Here is an 18,951-nt window from a genome sequence, read left to right on the forward strand (position 1 = left end):
GCCAGAACTACACGACGTTCGACGAAGAATTGGGTGCCGCTCTCGCCGAAAGCACGGGCGCGGTGTTCGTTTCTTTGGTCAGGCGGTCGGCGATCGCACCATTGCCGCGGGAATGGCTCCTGATCCAGCCACCGGCCGGGACGCGTTTTGAGGTTATCACATACCCCCCGTAGCGGTGGCGTTTATGAACGTCAGGATTAACTTGGTTAATTGCAGTGCCGATCAGGGGCGCATGGTTCATTCGGAGCTGCGAAACACCTGCCAACAATTGGTCCTCGGTTGTTTCGCCCCAAGAAACCATGAGGATGACCCCGTCAACAAAGGGCGCGAGCCAAGTTGCATCCCCCGAGGTAAGGACGGGTGGAGCGTGAAGCACAATGAAATCATACCCGCTCTGCTTGAGCCCTACGATCAGTTCACATAGCTTGTCAGAGTCAACTAATCTGAACGGCTCCGTCATTGCGAGCGTCGCGTCAATGAAGCCCAACCCAGGCAAGGCAGGAATCGTCTGCACAACATCAAATAGCGTTGCTTCATTGTTGAGATAGCGCTCGACGAGTTCGGGCGAACGCCCCATGCTTTTCAAATATGGAACGCTGTGTTGATGGAAATCCAGGTTCACGAAAGCGGTGGGGCGGCCGTCGGCTGCTGCTGCGGTTGCAATCCCCCAAGCTGTTGAGGCGTTTGCAATGTTGTGACGACAAGACGTGACCATCACAACACGATGCAGTTGTTTCGCCTCTGAGAAGCGGGAAGCCATATAGATCGACCGCTCTGCTTCCGCAGATGTCACATTACTCCAGTCTGGTATGCATGACGACCGCCTGGCGCCGTGCGACATATACTTCTTCGGAATCTTGGGCACGTAGCCTAAGTTGGGTATTCGCAGCAGCTGCGCGGTGCGTTGTCCGCTGCGGATTCGCGTATCAGTTGCTTCAAACAGGAGCGCGAGCAAAAAGGCCAACAAAGTCGAACCGGCGAATGCCGCCGGAACAATAATACTTGCTTGAGGGAACGACGGTGAATTCGGAAGTTCCGCCGCCGATACAATTCGAGCGCTTGGCTTTAGAGCTTCCGCCTCAAGGTCCAGCAAAATACGACGAACCTCATCTTCGATCATCCTGCGCACGCCAGCCAGTTGCGAATCTGCATCAATCATCTGCGGGTGGTTCTTACCGAACTTCGCTGAGATCTCGGCTCTACTCTGCAGCAATCGGGCTTCTTCGGTCCGCAATGTGACCAAAAGCGGTTGCGTCATGCTTTGCCGAAGGAACCCTACAGCGCCGCCCGTATTAAGGGCCCGTTGCTTGTCGGCGATGCGCTCGTCCTGTTTGAACTCGAGCGAGGATTCAACGTACAGGTTGGCAATCGTATTCGCTATTTTCTGAGCAAGCTTGGGATCCGGATTTGATACGTCAATTTTTACCGCGAGGCTCTCCCCAGTCCGGCTAACATTGAACTGGGGCAGTAGTGACGAAATTGCGCGGTCCCGCTGAGCTTTCAGATCCGGCAGCGTCCTGACAGACTTAGGCGACCGATCGATACCGAATATACTTTGGAAGAGTCTAAGAGCTTCGCCACCGATGGATAGCGGTTGGCTGGCCCCGCGAGCATACGGGTTGAAGTCCGGGTTGTCGGTGAGATTCAATCTGTCGACCACGCGGCCAGCAAACTGTCTGGACTGTAAGACATCCATTTCGGTTTCTGCCGCAGAGCGATCGCGGTCAAGGGACGTCAAAGAAGCATCAGTGGCAAATGGTCGAACATCTTTCCGCTCGAGCACGACTTCAGAAATGGCGGTGTACGTTTTCGGCAGCGTGAACGATGCTATCGCAGAGAGCAAGGTGCACCCGACAATCACTGACGCAAGGAGCCGCATGCGCCGCCTGATCAAGGCCCAAGCATCCAGCAGACCTACCGAATTCCCCTCGCGCTGGACCGCAAGTTCGACACTTTCTCGGTAGTGATCGCGAGCAGATAGGCTGCCATCAGAAACGAATGTCGTCATGGAAACCATCTAAAGCAGCAATTTTCTCTATCTGGTTAGATTAGTGAAATGTTTAGTAAGGCGCAATAATTTAGTATCCCCGTCGCCACCTGTAGTTTGGCGGAATCAGGCGTAACTTATTCAATAAACTCATCTTTTTTTATTTCTTGCCGAAGAGGCGAGGGCAGAATTTGTTGGGGCGCGGGCGTTTGAAGCGGGCGCGGAAATCGTTGCCAGGGATAATTAGGTTTCGGAAAACGCCATTGCGCATGCAGGGCAAGGGCGGCAGCGGCCTCTCGAATACGGCCGACAAACTGGCTGTTCCTGCGCTGGACACCGCGGTCATTATTGTGTTCAATGCAGCCCGCATTGCATCACATCGTTTGCCCTTCGGCGCAGGACATCCCGCGCTTTTCAATAGTTCGGCCGTTGCTAGATCATGCGTATCGTTTTCGTCGGCGCCGTTGAGAGCTCCAAAATCGCTCTGGAAGCGCTCATAAGGACGGGGCGCGCTCCTGCACTGGTTATTACCCTGCCACCCGAGTTGGCCGGACGCCACTCCGACTATGCCGATGTAGCAGTCGTGGGGCGCACCGCCGGGTGTGCCGTTTGCTATGCAACAGACATCAATCACCCTGCCGTGCTGGAGGCGATGGCGTCGGTTGAGCCAGACCTGACGTTTGTCATTGGCTGGTCGCAAGTCTGCCGGCAGCCATTTCGAGATGTCGCACGCCTGGGCACGATCGGGTTCCACCCGGCCGCCTTGCCGCATTTGCGTGGTCGTGCGGTCATTCCCTGGACGATAATACGAGACGAAGATGTGACCGGATCAACATTGTTTTGGTTGGATGAGGGTATCGACTCCGGCCCCATCCTGCTTCAGCGGCTGTTCACCGTCGCGGACGACGAAACCGCTGGGAGCCTCTATGCAAAGCACACAACAAATCTGAGCGAGATGGTGGTTGAGGCGGCTACGCTCGTTGAGACGGATAACCCGCCACGGATAGAGCAGGATCATGGCCAGGCGAGCTATTGTGCGAAGCGAACCGCCGAAGACGGCCTGATCGACTGGAATGCTTCTGCCGGCTCGGTGCTCCGGCTGATCCGTGCAGTCGGCGCCCCTTACCCGGGGGCATTTTCCATTTATGACGGCGAGAGGATCCGTATCGACGCAGCCGTGCAGTTCGAAAATTCGGGCCGCTTTATCGGGTTGGTGGGCCAGGTTCAATGCCATTCGAAACGCGGCTTCGTCGTTCTATGTGGCGACGGTGAGTGTATCGATGTGCTCGCCTGGGCCTCGCCCACTGGCCGGCGTCCGCCGGTACACGGCAAGTTCGATCGACATGCGCCTTAGATGACGGTGAGTGGGTCAGAACTCCGTCCCTCCTAGAGACCGCCGGCAACTGGCCGGTGACACTCATCGGAGCGCCTCTCCAACACTGGCATCTTCGAGCAAGTGTCAGCCTTCGGCTATTCGCTTCACCGTGCAAGTGCCGCTTGCCAGTCGTTGAAGGCGGACATAGCCAGAAAATCCGCAACGAATCTGGCCTTTGGGAGCGCAATTCGACATAATTCCCTCTGTTCTGCCGAAACGCCGGGCGTTACTTGCCTGCCACTGCGCGAAGCGTCCAATCTCTGGCGCAGCTCTGTAAGTGCATTTTATCGCTACAGGAGCCGAAATGAGACTGTCGCAGGCCTTCCACCAGCAGCGCGCGTTCAATCACTGCCAGCGGTGTGTGGGCCTGAAAGAAGGACCTTGAAGGTGAAGCCCTGGGCGTCCGCAATTTCCACGGTGCAGGTCGAAAATGCGTTGGCCAAGGGGACCAATCGACAGACTTGGATCAACACATTTCGGGCTCGCTCGGACGGCGTGATCGCCATCGCTCGCATCGTTCTGGCGATTGGCAGCCTCTGGATTACCTGGCTTGATGCCGCCGTTCGGCCCCCTCGTTCGGACCTCGCCTTTTGGCTGCTCATCGCTTATCTGGTCTACGCCATCGCCGCGGCCCTTTTCGTTTGGAAAGCGCAGGTTCATCTGGTCCGCGGCACATTCGTTCGGCATATGATCGACGTCGCCACTTTGATTGCCTTAGCGTTTCTTACAGGTCGTGTGTCTGGCCCAGTCTTCATGCTCATGCCATTTGTCCAGCTGACAGCGACGCTGCACTGGCTCTGGCGCGGTGCCCTGTGGACCGGTTCCATTGGGATTGCGGTCCTGGCATACTTGGCGCTTTCGAATACCGGCTGGCCGTTTAATCCGGACGTGGACGCGGCGGTCGCCCTGTCGTTCATTCTCTCCTTGCTGACGGCGACGATTCTTCTCACATGGCTGGGGACTCACCAGGAGGCGGTGCGCTCCCATTTGTTGCGATTGGTCGAGCGGACGCCTTCGGCGCCCGAGGGGCGCGATTGGCCGGCCGAAGCGGCGTTGGATTATGCAGCGCAGATGATGCGCGTGTACGGAGCGTTGCTGATCTGGAGTGACGGTGACGAACCTTGGACCAACCTCGCTATATGGAAGAACGGCGCATATGAGGTCAGGCATTTGTCGCCGACCGCATACCTGCCGTGGACACCGGAAGTGCTGCAGCATGCCAGTCTTCTGATCATCGACGCAAAGCGCTCCCGAGCCCTCATTCATCGCGGCGAGGGACGCTTCGACCGATGGCGCGGAGACGAGTTGCCAATTTCTCCGGCGCTTGTCGCCGATTTCTCGATCGCGTCGGCAATCTCGGTGCAGTTCCACGCGAACGATGTCGAGGCGCGCCTGTTCCTTCTCGATCCGCCGGCCCCGACACTGGATGACGTCGCCATGGCGGAGATTGTCGCCGACCGATTGAAGACACTCTTCGAGCAATCGATCTTGCTGCGCCGTCTCAGCGATGCAGCCGCCCTTGAGGAGCGCATCAAAATTGGGCGGGATATACACGATGGCGTGCTGCAAACGCTGGCAGGAACGGCCCTGCAACTACAAGCCTTGCGCTCGTCAAAGGCCGCGCCTGACGAGATCGACAGGCGTCTGATGGCTATCCAAGCCACGCTTTTCGAGGAACAAAGAGACCTCCGCGCCCTCATTCGCGCTCTTGAACCGGGATCCGACCATCGCCACGCCGGCGACTCTCAACTGGCGCTGCGCTTGGAAGCCCTGGCCGACCGTTTGCGGCAGCAATGGTCGATCGACTTTCGCTTCGTTCTGGATCCAGAAGATCTTTGGTTGCCGGCGGGGATCATCGACGAGCTGGCGCGGATGATCGCGGAGGCAACCGCCAACGCCGCCCGTCATGGGCAAGCGCGAACGATCGAGGCCCGGCTCCGGCTCGACGGCGCCACGGTGATCCTGACCGTGGACGACGACGGAACGGGCTTCGGCTTTGACCGGCGGCTTGAGCATTCCGAGCTGGAGAGCAGCAAGGTGGGTCCGCGAAGTCTGCGTGAACGCGTGTCCACGTGGGGCGGGGAGCTCTCGATCGACAAGGTGGAGCAATGGACGCGGATAACCATCAAGATCCCGGCTCATCCATGAGCCCGCGTATCGTGATCGTCGATGATCACCTGATAGTCCTGGATGCGCTATGCCTTTTGATTGCGGCTGAGTCCGATTGGCAGGTGGTTGCTAAATGCAGTACTGCCGCCGAGGCGATCGAGGTTGTTTCGAGCGAGCCCGTCGATGTCGTCGTCCTCGATCTGCGGATGCCGGAAATGACCGGACTGGACCTCGTTCGTCGCCTCCACGGCGATCGGCCGGAACTGGCTTGCGTCATTCTCACCGCTGATATCAGCGATGAAGAACTTGCCGAGGCGATGCGCAATGGTGTGCGCGGCGTTGTCCTCAAGGAACAGGCGCCGAGCGCCCTCATGGAATGTATCCGGGCGGTAATGGGAGGCGGCACCTATTTGGTGGATCAAAGTTTGAGTGCCGCAATTGATCGGATCCGCGAACGCGATGTCGAACGCCGCTCGGTCATGCAGAAGTTGACGCCGCGCGAGCTTGAGATCTCCGGCCTCGCAGCCGAAGGTTTACGCAGTCGGGAAATAGCCGCGCGGCTCGGAATAACCCCCGGCACCGTCAAGCTCCACCTTCACAGTGTCTACAGCAAGCTCAACATCACGACTCGCGTGGAGCTCGCGAATATTTCCCAGCGGCTACAGCTTGGTTCGAATTGATCATCACCGGCGGCTGGCACGCTGCGCCGCAGTTTGCCGATCATTTGTTCTCTGCGGTTATCGGAATGTCAGTCTCCTTCGCCGCTATCGAGCGGAGGATTTCGTTCGCAACGATTTTGGCCCCGGCACGACTGAAATGAGCGTCGGGCGCATACAGAAGAAGAGGCTCGCCTTGAGCGCGTATAGTCGCATGAAGATCAATGACGGGGATCCCCTCTGCCGCGGCAGCATCGAGAACCCTCCTCCTCAGCGGGTCAAAGGGCTGATCCGATGAGAGCGGTCCGATAAAACGGTCCATCCTCGGTACGTAGACCAGTGTAAACGTGCCGCCCCAGCTCGTGGCCAGTTCTTTCGCGCGGTGCAGGATCTTTCTGAACTCCGGCTTGCTGCCAGCAATCTTCGGATACACCAACCCCAGTCTCGCGAGGGTTTGCTGCAGGGCGACGAAATTGCGCAACAAGGATGTTCTCGTGAGCAGGTCGATACTCGTCACCGGCGTATTTTTTCGCTCCGCCAAGATGCTCCGAGCCTCGCGCATGGTTTCTTGCGCGGTCGACTGCAAACCGTAGTTCGCATCCGGCGAAAGCGCCTCACGAAGCCATGGCACTGCGAGTTCCCGCTCCAGATTCTCCCAGTCGTTGCCTTCAACGAAGACCATCATCACATGGCGGGGACGCAAAACTTCACCGAAACGACCGAGCATTGCGAGTTCGACCAGGGGACCATTTCCTCGAATGCCTATGCTCGCGGTGGTAGCGCCGCCTGCCCGCACGCTCGATGCAAGGTCCTCGCCCGGAGGCAGGCAGAAGCCTTCGACGAACGAGTCTCCGAGGAGCATCAAATCCAGCCGGCGGTCATACACATCGTCGGGATTATTGAAGCCGTACCGGTCCGCCTTGTAGCTGACGATGCCGCCCTTGGACGTGCACAGCACCACTTCCGTCGACGGAAAACCCGACAGCAGCGCCTCGGGGAGTTCGTCGGTGCCGGAAAGCCGGTTCAGGCTCCGAAGTGTGAAGCCAGGAACCATGTTCTTGTTGCGCCTGAGCATTTCGGCCTGCGCCTCGCTGAGCTGGCCGAGCATTTCCAACCGGACTGACACGACCGAAACCGTATGCATCGCCTCAAAGAGGAAGAGGGCGAGCAACACGCTCGAGGCACAGATGCCGACAACTGCGGAAAAGCGCGGCTTCGCAAGCAAGCCGATGGCAATGATGGCTGCGCCCAGCAGGCCTGGGATCAGCACGTAGCGGATGAAATGCGGGGTTTCGGCTGCGAACAATTGGTAATGCAGCAGAGCGTAAATGGGGCTTAATAAAAGGTACAGCCCAGGGACTGCGCAGACCAAAAGTCCAAGATGCCGCTTTGTCATGACCTCTTGTCCTCTAGCAAACCGTTCAGCAAGACGAGCGCTTGCGGACCGCTCGTTCAAGCGGCCGATTCAGACTTGTCTGTTTCACCGGCTTTGGCTGATAAAAGTCTTTTCTCTTGCACTTGAATTCACACAAATGGATTGAGAACAGAACTTATGGGCAGCATTTTGCAGCGCGGAATATAAGGAGTTTTGCCGATCGAGTCTCCCCAAAAAACTCCCGGCTTGCTTGACGGCCCGATTGAAGCGGCCATATCATTTCAACTGTAAGCACGCGTTCTCGGCCGTCTATATCTAATGGCATATTGACCGGATCGGTCACCGCTTGTTCTATATCATCCGTCTCGATTATTCCTTTCAAGCAAGCGCGACCGCATTTCGCGCATATCGTATTGCAAGGATTAGCACTGACCGCTGAGGAAGTGCACAATGAACCAGTCGCACGAATCTTTTCCCGAGCACTCCTTGGAGGGGCCGTCGAACCGCAGTTTCGGCTATACGGTCGGCGGCATCCTCCTCGCTTTTGTCCTCGTGAGGTGGCTTATCAGCGGCCAGCTGACCCCGATCTCAACAGGACTTGCGGTTATTGGCGGCGTCCTCGTCCTCTTGGCGTTCGCCTTGCCCGACTGGCTTGCCTTGCCAAACCGGCTATGGACCAAGCTCGGTCTGTTGCTCTTCAAGATCGTCAATCCCGTGGTGATGCTGCTGATTTATGCGGTAGCCTTCGTGCCGATCGGACTCTTCTTGAGGCTACGCGGCTACGATCCCCTCGCCGCCTCATTCGACAAAGGCGTCGACACTTACTGGAACAAGCGGCCACCGCATGAACCGGATCCGACTACGATGCGCAATCAATTCTGAACGCAAGCAGTTCTAAAGCGCCAAAACTGTTGTCGGGTTCTTGAGTGGAGGAAATGCAATATGGAACTGGTACGTGAACTCTGGGCCTATATGGGCGTCCGCAAGAAGTTCTGGCTCCTGCCTATCTTCATCATACTTGGCGTCTTTGGCGGATTGATCGTGCTGACGCAAGGTACCGCGGTGGCGCCGTTCATCTATACCCTGTTCTGAGCCGGGCCATCCATGCGTATTCTCGGTATCTCGGCATTTTACCACGACAGCGCGGCTGCGATGATCGAGGATGGGCGCATCGTTGCTGCCGCGCAGGAAGAGCGGTTCACTCGCAAGAAACACGACGCCGCGTTTCCGGCGAACGCCATCGCCTATTGCCTAGCTGCGGCCGAATGCGACATGGCCGACGTCGATCATGTCGTCTTCTACGACAAGCCGTTTCTGAAGTTCGAGCGGTTGCTTGAGACCTATCTTGCGACAAGTCCGCGTGGTTTCCGCTCTTTCAGGATGGCGATGCCGCTCTGGATCAAGGAAAAACTGTTTCAAAAGAAACTGTTGCGCAGGCAGTTGGGAAAGCTTGCCGGATCGAAGGAATGGTCCGGTTCGCTCCTGTTCACCGAGCATCATCTGGCGCATGCGGCAAGCGCGTTTTTTCCGTCGCCCTTCCCGAGCGCCGCGGTGTTGACGATGGACGGGGTCGGGGAATGGTGCACGACGTCACTCGGCCATGGCCGCGACAACGACCTCCAGATACTCAAGGAGATTCGCTTCCCGCATTCCCTAGGGCTGCTTTATTCCGCGTTCACCTACTACACCGGATTCAAGGTCAATTCCGGAGAGTATAAAGTGATGGGCCTGGCTCCCTATGGTCGCCCGCAGTTCGCGCAGAAAATACTGGATCATCTGATCGACCTGAAGGAGGATGGCTCGTTCCGTCTCGATCAGCGCTACTTCGACTACTGCGCCGGTCTCACCATGACGTCCCCGGCCTTTCATCAACTGTTCGGCGCCGGGCCTCGAAAGCCGGAATCGCCCCTGACCCGGCGCGAGATGGATCTCGCCGCTTCGATACAGGCGGTCACCGAAGAGGTCGTTTTGAAACTTGCCCGTTTTTGCCGTCAGGAAACCGGCGAGCGTCACCTTTGTCTCGCCGGCGGCGTCGCCTTGAACTGCGTCGCGAACGGCAAGCTGCTCAACAAGCGGATTTTCGACGACATCTGGATCCAGCCCGCGGCTGGCGATGCAGGTGGCGCGGTCGGTGCGGCCCTGGCGGCTTGGCACGGCTATCTCGGAAACACCCGCATTCTCGACGGACGGGACCGCATGGCCGGCGCCTATCTCGGTCCAGCCTTCGAACAACGCGAGATCGAGAAGCGGCTGACGGCCACCGGCGCGGTTTACACCGTCCTGGACGACGACGTGTTGATCGCACGCACCGTCGACGCGTTGGTCGACGACAAGGCGGTCGGATGGATGCAGGGGCGCATGGAGTTCGGTCCGCGGGCCCTGGGCGGAAGGTCGATCCTGGGTGACCCGCGCTCGCCGACGATGCAAAAGACGCTCAATCTGAAGGTCAAATACCGGGAAAGCTTCCGTCCCTTTGCTCCCTCGGTCCGGCGCGAGGACGTGGCGGAGTGGTTCGATATCGACAGCGACAGTCCTTACATGCTGCTCGTGGCCGATGTGCTCGACCGGCGGAAATTGCCGCTTGGTCCCGGCGAGGCCGCATTGTTCGGCATAGACCGCCTGAACGTTCCACGGTCGGAGATCCCAGCGGTCACCCATGTCGATTATTCGGCCCGCGTGCAGACGGTGCATCACGATACCAATCCACGGTATTGGGAGCTGCTGAGCGCGTTCAAGGAGCGAACCGGCTGTCCCGTACTGGTCAATACCAGCTTCAACGTCCGCGGTGAGCCCATCGTCTGCACCCCGGAGGATGCGTTCCACTGTTTCATGGGCACCGAGATCGAGTGTCTTGTCGTCGGCAACTGCTTTCTGAGGAAAGAAGATCAGCCGTCACACCTGCGGCGGGACTACAAAGAGCAGTTTGAGCTCGACTAATGTATGCCGCCTAAAAAGGGCGACGTGATCACGCCGAGCGCAGATCGCGTTCGCCCTCATCGCCTTCGCCCATGTCGAGGGCGGTGAAACATGCCGTCGAAAAATCTGAAAGTCCTTCAGACCGCGGCCTTTGCCGGATGCTTACCGTTCGTGTCCGTCGCAGCCCAGTGGACCCGGTTCATCGCCGGGAAAGGCATGACGACATGGGGCCTCGCGAGCTTTGGCGCGCGCGCGTCTCTTTCGGACAGAAGAGTGCGGCTTTCCAGTCTTGGAATGGCGGCGGCGACAGACCGGATGAGGCTCGGTGCGATGCCGTAGTCAGCTGTCTGCCGACGGAAGACCCTGGTCGCGGCATAAATCTCCTCGGCGCATCGGACAGCCTCGCATACGCGCGCCGTGTCGTTGATGCTGACATAAAGCACGCCAGGGATCGACAACGGCAGGGTCGTCACGATCGGATCCAGAACCAAATTGATCGCGTGGGGGGTGACGCCATTGAGAACATAGACCACGACGCCAGCCTGGCTTGCCCAATATCCGACCACGATCAGTTCAGTGGGCAGCCGCCCGCCAGACTCAGCAATCTCGATAACGCTTCGTGCTTGCATGATTCCGCCCACCTCGGTGAAAAAGAGGGGCTGACGCCACGATCATTATGGCGATGCGCCAGATGGCGCGTGATCGATTACAATTTCGTCGAAAGCTTGAATGTCTAAGCTTCAAGTACGGCGCACAGACTATCTTCTTCATCCACGTTGCACCATATGCCTTTGGATATATAGCCTCGTTGAGCTGTGTGCCCTGCTCATCTCGCGACCAGACAAGCCGACCGACATGCCCTCATCGACACCTTGAACGGCAAAATGTCGTGTGGAGCGCCCGCTTTTTACCGGAGGCGCTCACAGCAGCCGGTCAATTTTTGTGGAAAACTATAATTGGGCCGATGCACTGAAGACTATTTACAACCCGCTAATTAAGTGCTTTTTTAGCATAGTTCGTTTTGTATCGCGATCTAGAATATCGCGATCCGCAATCCTTTGTCGAATTAGTTTTATCAAGCCTTTCGACCTGGTCGACGACAAGACTTACAGACGCACCGTTCTTGATCCACCCTTAGCCTTCTTGGGGAGGTGCGGTTTTCGTTCGGCGGGACGACAGGCTTGCAGATATTAGGAAGGGGCCGTCATGCAGCGTTTTTACGACGCCGCGAAGGCAGTGCGCGATAGTTTCCTAATGTTGCCGAGAGGCGAAGCAGCAAGATCATCGGCCAAAATGCTGCTGGCGGTATGCGGTGCGGCCATCGACATCGGTTTTCGGCGTCTACGACGGGCCTTTTCCAGCGTTCAGAAATACCCTGCCCTATATGTTGCCGACCTTGGCTCCGCAGTCATTGCGCTCGCCGTGGCGCTGTTGCTGCGTTACGGCTTTGCGGAGCTCAGTACGAGGCCTGAAACGGCCTCTGTCCTGTTGTGGTCCGGTGCTCAGTACCTCGCCATTTGCGCATTCATTTTCCCCTTGTTCGGCCTCTATAGCCGAAACTGGAAATATGGCTCCATCTCCGATCTTTTGATCATTCTTCGCGCCGTCCTCGTCACATCTTTGTTGCTCATCTCGCTCCTGTTCTTTTCGACAAGACTGATCGATATGCCGCGAACCGTCGTGCCGATGCAGTCGCTCCTTCTGATCGCCTTCCTCGCCGCCGCGCGGCTGAGCTTTCGCGCCGGGGAATTCCCGATGGCGCGACCCGTTTTCAAGAATGGGCGCAATAAGGGGGCGGGCGACGACCACCAAGTCCCGCTGCTGCTCGTCGGAGCGGGCGACGCCGCCGAGCTTTATCTGCGCGCACTCGCCCGGGATCCAAACGCCACTCATGTGCCGGTGGCCTGCCTTGACAAGAATGCAGACCAGCTCGGGATGAGCCTTCGTGGCGTACCGATCGCGGGGCGGATCGAGGATTTCGAGCAGGTCGTGGCGGAACTGCAGCAAATCGATAAGCGGCCGCGTCACGTCGTTTTCACGGAAGCTCCGGCGAACTTCGGCGAAACCGCGTCGAGCGAGCTGCTGCGGTCCGCCGAAAGGCTCGGCATTGCAGTGTCGCGCCTGTCGCAGCTGACCGAGCTCAAGCACGCCAAAGGAGACAACCCTTACGAACTGCGGTCGATCGAACTCACCGACCTCCTCGAGCGTCCACAAGCGGCGCTCGACCGCGAGGCGATCGCCCGTCTTGTTCGTGGCCGACGCGTCCTGATCACCGGAGCCGGCGGATCGATCGGCAGCGAGCTGACGTCGCAAGTCGCTGCGTGCGAGCCGGCGGAGATCGTGCTGGTCGACAATTCGGAATACAATCTTTACTCGATCGACATGACGCTCACCGAGACCTTCCCGAAGCTGTCTCGGCGGAGTTACCTTTGCAGCGTCCGGCGCAGCCAGCGTGTTGAGGAAATTTTCAAGCGACACAGGCCCGAGCTGGTCTTCCATGCTGCTGCCCTCAAACATGTGCCTATGGTGCAGATGAATCCGCGCGAGGGCGTCCTCACGAACGTCATCGGCACTATGAACGTTGCCAACGCAGCAAAGAAATACGGCACCCTTGCCATGGTCCAGGTTTCGACTGACAAGGTTGTGAACTCGACAAGCGTGATGGGTGCGACGAAGCGCCTCGCGGAGCTCTATTGCCAGGCGCTCGACCTGGAGGGTCACGAAACCGGCAAAGGTCCGCGGTTCATGACTGTTCGCTTCGGCAACGTGCTGGGATCAAGCGGATCGCTGATCCCGCTCTTCAAGCGTCAGCTTGCAAGAGGGGGCCCATTGACCGTCACCGATCCATGCATGACGCGCTTTTTCATGACGATCCGTGAGGCCGTGGAACTGACATTGCAGGCGTCGGCCTACGGTTTTGAAAAACAGCTCGGACAGGGAGAGATTTTCGTTCTCGACATGGGCGAGCCAGTCAAGATCGTCGACATTGCACGCCGGATGATCCGGCTGGCCGGTTTCACCCCGGACCAGGACATCGAGATCAAGATCATCGGTTGCCGGCCGGGCGAGAAGCTCTACGAGGAACTTTTCGACGAGAGCGACAAGCGCACAACGTCGCCGGTGCCGGGCGTTCTGGGCGCGGTTCCGGAGCCGATTCCCTTGCCCACGTTGCGGGACGCGTTCGCCCGTCTGCAGCGCCACGCGGAACGGGGCAACGATCCGGCCGTCGTGGCGGTCATGCGCGAACTGCTTCCGCGCTACGAGCACGAGGCCGCCGTTACGAAGCCTCCCGCCATGAAGAAGAAGCGGGGCCGGCTCCCGTCGAAAAGCCGCAGCAAGGCTGGGACTGCACCGCGACAAGTCTACCAAAAGAGCGCCCGCGGAGGGCTTCGGTTGCCGGATTAATTGAAAAATGGGAAGCGCGGTTCGCCTGAACTCCATTACTGGTCGCAGGGGTTTGGCCACAAAGGGGCCCTTCTCTCGAAAACCGTCTGACGCCGAGATTCTCGTCTCAGGCTCGGGCGTGCCACCGAGCAGCGCTGCCGAAACCGGAGCCGTAGCGTGGCGGCGACATTCACGCCTCGCTCTGCACACGGGACGCAATTCGGCTGTCCATTCGGGAGGTCGGCTTTGAGTTCCGCTGAACATGTTGCTCGCATGCAAACAGAAGACGTTGCCTGTTCGACGGGTCGGCCCGATGTTGCATACCCTCCAGCGCGCAGACGCGTGATCGCCGTCGTCGCAAGCCTGGCGGCGTCTCTCACGATTTTTCGGTTGGAATTGCTGAAGCGCCTGGTCTGCGCCGGACATGACGTCATAGCCTTTGCTCCCGAGCACGACCCGCGAGTCGAGCAGGCGCTCGCTGACATCGGCGTGCGCTTCATTCGCATTCCCATGGCCCGAACCGGCCTCAACCCGCTGGAGGACATCCGGACATTTTGGTCGCTGCGGCAACACTTAAAGCGCCTGAAGCCTGACATGATCCTGCCCTATACGATGAAACCGATCATCTATGCCGGCATCGCCGCCCGAACGCTCGGGATCAAGGAACGCTGCTTCCTCGTCACGGGTCTCGGCCACGTCTTTTCCGATGTGGGCGGACGCTCGTTCAAAGCATTGGCCATCCGCCACCTATGCGTCCGCCTGTATCGGTTAGCGTTCAAGCGCGCGCGGGTCGTTTTTGTCTATAACGACGCGGATGCGGAAGACATTCGCCGCTACCGTATGTTGCCGGACGCTTTAACGCCAACGATGGTTCCCGGATCCGGCGTCGATCTGGAGCATTTTGCCTTTGCGCGAGCGGCTCCCGGCGGGCCTGTCTTCCTTATGATCGCACGGCTCCTGCGCGACAAGGGGGTGGTGGAATATGTCGAAGCCGCAAGGATCGTGCGACGCACTTTCCCCGATGCCCGATTTCAATTGCTCGGTCACTTCGACAGCAATCCGACGGCAATCTCGCGCCAAGAGATCAACGATTGGGTCGGCGAAGGCGTATTGGAGTATCTTGGCACCACCGACGACGTGCGCCCTTACTTGGCGGCATGCAATGTCTTCGTCCTGCCTTCCTATTATCGCGAAGGCATTCCGCGGAGCATCCTCGAAGCGCTGGCCGTCGGGAGACCGGTGATCACGACCAATCTGCCGGGCTGCCGCGATACGGTGCAGCCGGGTGTGAACGGCATGACCGTGAAGCCGCTCGACGTCGCCGCCCTTGCGGATGCAATGGCGTCGTTTGCGCGCGATCCGGATCTCGCCGAAAAAATGGGCAGGCGCTCGCGGGAACTCGCGGAAACCAGATTTGATGTGCACATGATCAACCGAATTCTCTTTGCCGGCATGGGCTTGACCGATTGATGGACGTTCATGGCGCGGCAGATCATTCCTCCGGTAAATGCATGGGCAGCGCCGAAGATAGAGCGGCCGCGATGATCATGCATGTCATCACCAACTTCACTGCCAGTGCGGGTGCCGAGACCATGCTCGCACGTCTGCTTCACGGTGCGGCAGATGAGCGTATTGTCGTCGTTTCGCTGATCGGTGTCTCGGATCGGAACCGCAACCTCGCTGACAATCCGAGAGTTGCCTATGTATCGCTGGCTGCCTCGTCCCCCGCCGCGCTTCCGGGCGCGATCCTGCGGCTCGCCCGGCTTATCCGCAAGGAACGACCCGATGTGATCCTGTGCTGGATGTACCACGCGATGATCGTTGGCACGATCGCGGCCCGCCTTGCCGGGCGTGGTGTGCCGATCTACTGGAATATTCGCCAATCCTTGGATGATCCCGCTTCGCTTACACGCAGCTCACGCCTCGCGATTGCCGGCGCAAAGCTGCTGTCGAGCCAGCCTGCCGGTATCATCTACAATAGCGCCCGCGCCCTCGAGTTACATCGAGCTTACGGTTACGCAAACAGGAACATGGTTGCCATCCCGAACGGCTTCGAGTTGCCGCGGATCGGTCCCACTGAGGCGACAACCGCCCGCCGGATCGGTATCGTCGGCCGATTTCATCCGCAGAAGGATCACGCCACGTTCTTCAAAGCCGTGGCTGCCGTTCGCAAGACGCACCCACGAGCGGTCTTTTCTGCGGCCGGCAACGGGCTTTCCCACGACAACCGCGCTGTGGTCGACCTGATGGTGGAAGCGGGTCTGCCTGAGCACGTCATCGATCTCAAGGGTGAAATCTCCGACATGCCTTCCTACTACCGCAGCATCGACGCCTTGGTGCTGTCGTCGAGGACCGAGGGTTTTCCCAACGTGATTGCAGAAGCGATGAGTTATGCCAAGCCGATCGTCACGACGGACGTCGGCGATGCCGCCGCCATCGCCGGAAATGCGGGCATTGCCGTACCCGCACGCGACCCCGAGGCACTCGCCGAGGCGATCCGCGAAATCCTCGACCTTTCCCCGACCGAATATGCCCGCTATTCGCGCAACGCCCGAGAGCGTGTCGAAAATGAGTACGAGATCAGCGCGATAAAGGCAAAATACGCAAGTTTTCTAGCGCCTTAACCAAGACTGAAATCAGGAAGATCTGTTGCCGAGCATTTATAAATCGATGAGCGAGCTTGGCTCTCCGTTGGCGTCTTCAATTCGGTTGAATGCCCATTGATCATTTCTAAATTAGGTAGTAAATATTCTTTCCCTGTAGAACTGTGTGTTCTTGTGACGAGGGTAACTAAGACCTTAGTTCACATTTTTGAGCCAGTTCACGTTTGCGCCCAATTCTGAAACTATCGGCCCTCCTGCAACAGCTAGGAGATGAGGATGATATTAAAGGGAACCACTCTGTCCGACACGATCCGCGGGGCTCTCGGCGACGACGAGCTTTGGGGCTATGCCGGCGACGACTATCTCGACGGCGGAGCTGGCAATGACAGGTTTTTCGGTGGGCTCGGCAACGACCACATCAAGGCGGGCCTCGGTGACGACTATGCCGAAGGCGGCGACGGCAACGACAGGATCGAGGGTGGGCTTGGGACCGATACGCTCATCGGTGGTTTGGGCAACGATATCTTCGAAGGCGGTGACGGCAACGACATCATCGACGGTGGTGACGGTCACGACCATATCCTGGGCGACGGCGGAAACGACAAGATCTACGGTGGAGCAGGCGAAGAATATATCGACGCAGGCTACGGCGATGACCTCATCTATGCCGGCTCGGGAAATGACGGCTTCAACAATCGCATAGATCCGGCAACTGGAAAGCTGACGCAGCAGGCTGTCTCGGGTGGCGCTGGCAACGATACAATCTATGGAGAAGCGGGCAATGACGCCCTGAAGGGCCAGTCGGGACACGACCGCGTCTATGGCGGCATCGGCGACGACATCGTCGATGGCGGCGACGGGAACAATTATCTCGATGGCGGCGATGGCAATGACGTGCTCGATTCCGAAATTGGAATCGACGAAGCTCACGGCGGCATCGGCAACGACAGGATCTCGGTCGGTGACGGTAACGACATCGCCTTCGGGGATGACGGCGACGACATCCTGTCTGGCGAAGGCGGCGCGGACTCGCTCAGGGGCGGCAACGGTATCGACCTCATCTATGCCGGCGATGGCAATGACACCTTGCGCGGTGACGCCGGGAAGGACACTCTCATCGGTGAAGCGGGAAGCGACATCCTTTGGGGCGGTGCCGATTCCGACCGTTTCGTCTTCAAGGCAACCCCCGCGCTCAGCGGCCAGGACATGATCGTGGATTTCCAGGATGGCGTCGATTGCCTGGTGATCGAGAAACTTGGAGTCACCCAGTATTCCAGCTCCGGCGCCAACGGCACCGTCTATGCCTATGATACCTCCGGCGGCGACGTGTTGATAAAGGGTCACAGCTCCGGCGGCAACGCGTTCTCCATTCTCTTGGACGACCCCAACGGCACTCTGAGCGCCGCTAGTTTTTCAAGAGGCGACTTTCTCTTCGCCTGATGCAGATCGCCACGAGGCCGTGACGCACCTATAAATTCGGGAAAGCGACACGCCTTGCGGCGTGTCGCCTTCAACGCAACGTGCTTGCCAGCAAAAAATAAGTAAAAGGGTGGCGACCTCCTGTTGCTGTTTAGGGCCTCACTGCGGTCCCTCCTCCGTTCGCGAGGCAGTATTGTTCTGCCCGCTCGCGCTCTGAAAGTCCGCAAGCCCGGTCTCTGCTTTCCATGCCTCGATGCCTTGGCGGAACGCGCGCGGCGTGTAGGCCAATTGCTCGGCGGCCCTGGCGACATTCAGCGCCGCAAAGCCCGCCACCGCTGCGTCCCTGTCTTCACCCTCCACTTTGATCAGGGAGGGGTCCGCTCCAATCACCTCGGCAATGATACGGGCCGCCTCCAACGACGTGCAGGCCTGCCCGCTGCCCGCGTTGAACACGCCCTCCCTTTCGGCTGCGACGGCTTCGAGAGCCAGTGAAACCACGTCGTCGACATAGACGAGATCAACGCGGTAGGCGCCCCCATCGCGAATAATCACGGGCTGTCCGCAAGCAAGCGCGCGGATGAACGCTGTCACCATGCCTTTGCCATGCATGCCGGGACCGTAGACCGATGCGGGGCGAAGGACCGTCACGAGCATCCCCTTCGCTTTTCCGAAGGCGAGCAGGCAAATCTCCGCCGAGAGCTTGCTCGCCAGATAGTAGCTGGCGCGATTGACGGGAAAGGCGGGACTCGTCTCCGAGGCCGACTCGGGGGCGGGCGTGTACACCTGCCCCGATCCAAAGTAGACGAACTGCTGAACATCCTGCGAGGCGGCATCCATCGCAACCTGAAGCGCTCCGTTCGTGTTGAGTTCGAAACACTTGGCGGCCTGATGGGCATCGCTGAGGTCGGCAGGAATAAAGGCTGCGAGATGAAGAAGCGCCTCCGCTTGCCTTACCGACGGAAGTGGCTCGCCGATCGACCACTGCTCAATGCGCAAGCGCGTATGCTTGCGCGCCGGCACCCGCTCTGGATCGCGCACAAGCGCCGTGACGGCGTAGCCTCGTGCAAGTGCATGCTCAATGAGTCTCGCCCCGATAAAGCCCGTCGCGCCAGTTATCATCAGTTCCT

Annotated in this window: 14 protein-coding genes; 10 read left to right on the forward strand and 4 right to left on the reverse strand. The window is 58.8% G+C overall.

Annotated features, from left to right (window positions below; all coding sequences use genetic code 11):
- Positions 1-7: 7 nt before the first annotated feature.
- On the reverse strand, positions 8-2,008 hold the full coding sequence (locus CO676_RS11545; RefSeq protein WP_179875457.1) for a tyrosine-protein kinase domain-containing protein: 2,001 nt from the start codon (positions 2,006-2,008) through the stop codon (positions 8-10).
- Positions 2,009-2,426: 418 nt separating this feature from the next.
- On the opposite strand from CO676_RS11545, the gene CO676_RS11550 reads away from it, so the two are divergent.
- The 3 genes from CO676_RS11550 to CO676_RS11560 all read left to right on the forward strand — a co-directional run bounded on the left by CO676_RS11550 (position 2,427) and on the right by CO676_RS11560 (position 6,151).
- On the forward strand, positions 2,427-3,341 hold the full coding sequence (locus CO676_RS11550; protein ID WP_097521128.1) for a methionyl-tRNA formyltransferase: 915 nt from the start codon (positions 2,427-2,429) through the stop codon (positions 3,339-3,341).
- A gap of 408 nt (positions 3,342-3,749) precedes the next feature.
- Complete coding sequence (locus tag CO676_RS11555; RefSeq protein WP_097521243.1) at positions 3,750-5,510, forward strand: histidine kinase; 1,761 nt, start codon at positions 3,750-3,752, stop codon at positions 5,508-5,510.
- Complete coding sequence (locus CO676_RS11560; protein WP_097521244.1) at positions 5,471-6,151, forward strand: response regulator transcription factor; 681 nt, start codon at positions 5,471-5,473, stop codon at positions 6,149-6,151. The genes CO676_RS11555 and CO676_RS11560 overlap by 40 nt, the downstream gene beginning before the upstream one ends.
- A gap of 40 nt (positions 6,152-6,191) precedes the next feature.
- Here the strand turns inward: CO676_RS11560 and CO676_RS11565 are convergent, their stop codons facing one another.
- A complete protein-coding gene (locus tag CO676_RS11565; RefSeq protein ID WP_097521130.1) occupies positions 6,192-7,523 on the reverse strand; it encodes a hypothetical protein in 1,332 nt (443 codons plus the stop codon).
- A gap of 429 nt (positions 7,524-7,952) precedes the next feature.
- Between CO676_RS11565 and CO676_RS11570 the strand changes: the two genes are divergently transcribed.
- From CO676_RS11570 to CO676_RS11580, 3 genes are read left to right on the forward strand one after another with little or no spacing between them, the layout of a single operon-like run.
- The gene (locus CO676_RS11570) at positions 7,953-8,384 is read left to right on the forward strand and encodes a hypothetical protein (RefSeq protein ID WP_097521132.1); all 432 of its coding nucleotides are present in this window, start codon (positions 7,953-7,955) and stop codon (positions 8,382-8,384) included.
- Between the two features lie 60 nt (positions 8,385-8,444).
- Positions 8,445-8,594, forward strand: a complete 150-nt coding sequence (locus tag CO676_RS11575) for a DUF5989 family protein (RefSeq protein WP_015887299.1) — start codon at positions 8,445-8,447, stop codon at positions 8,592-8,594.
- Between the two features lie 12 nt (positions 8,595-8,606).
- Complete coding sequence (locus CO676_RS11580; RefSeq protein WP_097521134.1) at positions 8,607-10,439, forward strand: carbamoyltransferase; 1,833 nt, start codon at positions 8,607-8,609, stop codon at positions 10,437-10,439.
- 116 nt (positions 10,440-10,555) lie between these two features.
- On the opposite strand, the gene CO676_RS11585 is transcribed toward CO676_RS11580, so the two are convergent.
- Positions 10,556-11,047, reverse strand: a complete 492-nt coding sequence (locus tag CO676_RS11585) for a hypothetical protein (protein WP_097521136.1) — start codon at positions 11,045-11,047, stop codon at positions 10,556-10,558.
- A gap of 664 nt (positions 11,048-11,711) precedes the next feature.
- On the opposite strand from CO676_RS11585, the gene CO676_RS11590 reads away from it, so the two are divergent.
- From CO676_RS11590 to CO676_RS11605, 4 genes are all read left to right on the forward strand, one after another.
- On the forward strand, positions 11,712-13,823 hold the full coding sequence (locus tag CO676_RS11590; RefSeq protein WP_245424304.1) for a nucleoside-diphosphate sugar epimerase/dehydratase: 2,112 nt from the start codon (positions 11,712-11,714) through the stop codon (positions 13,821-13,823).
- A 252-nt stretch (positions 13,824-14,075) separates the two neighbouring features.
- Entirely contained in the window at positions 14,076-15,272 is a 1,197-nt protein-coding gene (locus CO676_RS11595) for a glycosyltransferase family 4 protein (RefSeq protein WP_348628069.1), read from the forward strand.
- A 71-nt stretch (positions 15,273-15,343) separates the two neighbouring features.
- A complete protein-coding gene (locus CO676_RS11600) occupies positions 15,344-16,426 on the forward strand; it encodes a glycosyltransferase (protein WP_097521245.1) in 1,083 nt (360 codons plus the stop codon).
- A 255-nt stretch (positions 16,427-16,681) separates the two neighbouring features.
- A complete protein-coding gene (locus CO676_RS11605; protein WP_097521141.1) occupies positions 16,682-17,845 on the forward strand; it encodes a calcium-binding protein in 1,164 nt (387 codons plus the stop codon).
- Between the two features lie 138 nt (positions 17,846-17,983).
- Here the strand turns inward: CO676_RS11605 and CO676_RS11610 are convergent, their stop codons facing one another.
- On the reverse strand, positions 17,984-18,943 hold the full coding sequence (locus CO676_RS11610) for an NAD(P)-dependent oxidoreductase (RefSeq protein ID WP_179875469.1): 960 nt from the start codon (positions 18,941-18,943) through the stop codon (positions 17,984-17,986).
- Between the last annotated feature and the right edge of the window lie 8 nt (positions 18,944-18,951).

Origin of the sequence: Sinorhizobium sp. BJ1 (assembly GCF_002531555.1) — a bacterium.
Taxonomy (GTDB): domain Bacteria; phylum Pseudomonadota; class Alphaproteobacteria; order Rhizobiales; family Rhizobiaceae; genus Sinorhizobium; species Sinorhizobium fredii_B.

Coding starts and splice junctions, on each gene's coding strand:
- CO676_RS11545 (WP_179875457.1), bottom strand. CDS start 2,008: ATGACGACATTCGTTTCTGATGGCAGCCTATCTGCTCGCGATCACTAC.
- CO676_RS11560 (WP_097521244.1), top strand. CDS start 5,471: ATGGACGCGGATAACCATCAAGATCCCGGCTCATCCATGAGCCCGCGT.
- CO676_RS11605 (WP_097521141.1), top strand. CDS start 16,682: ATGATATTAAAGGGAACCACTCTGTCCGACACGATCCGCGGGGCTCTC.
- CO676_RS11575 (WP_015887299.1), top strand. CDS start 8,445: ATGGAACTGGTACGTGAACTCTGGGCCTATATGGGCGTCCGCAAGAAG.
- CO676_RS11590 (WP_245424304.1), top strand. CDS start 11,712: ATGCTGCTGGCGGTATGCGGTGCGGCCATCGACATCGGTTTTCGGCGT.
- CO676_RS11600 (WP_097521245.1), top strand. CDS start 15,344: ATGATCATGCATGTCATCACCAACTTCACTGCCAGTGCGGGTGCCGAG.
- CO676_RS11570 (WP_097521132.1), top strand. CDS start 7,953: ATGAACCAGTCGCACGAATCTTTTCCCGAGCACTCCTTGGAGGGGCCG.
- CO676_RS11610 (WP_179875469.1), bottom strand. CDS start 18,943: ATGATAACTGGCGCGACGGGCTTTATCGGGGCGAGACTCATTGAGCAT.
- CO676_RS11565 (WP_097521130.1), bottom strand. CDS start 7,523: ATGACAAAGCGGCATCTTGGACTTTTGGTCTGCGCAGTCCCTGGGCTG.
- CO676_RS11550 (WP_097521128.1), top strand. CDS start 2,427: ATGCGTATCGTTTTCGTCGGCGCCGTTGAGAGCTCCAAAATCGCTCTG.
- CO676_RS11595 (WP_348628069.1), top strand. CDS start 14,076: ATGCAAACAGAAGACGTTGCCTGTTCGACGGGTCGGCCCGATGTTGCA.
- CO676_RS11580 (WP_097521134.1), top strand. CDS start 8,607: ATGCGTATTCTCGGTATCTCGGCATTTTACCACGACAGCGCGGCTGCG.
- CO676_RS11585 (WP_097521136.1), bottom strand. CDS start 11,047: ATGCAAGCACGAAGCGTTATCGAGATTGCTGAGTCTGGCGGGCGGCTG.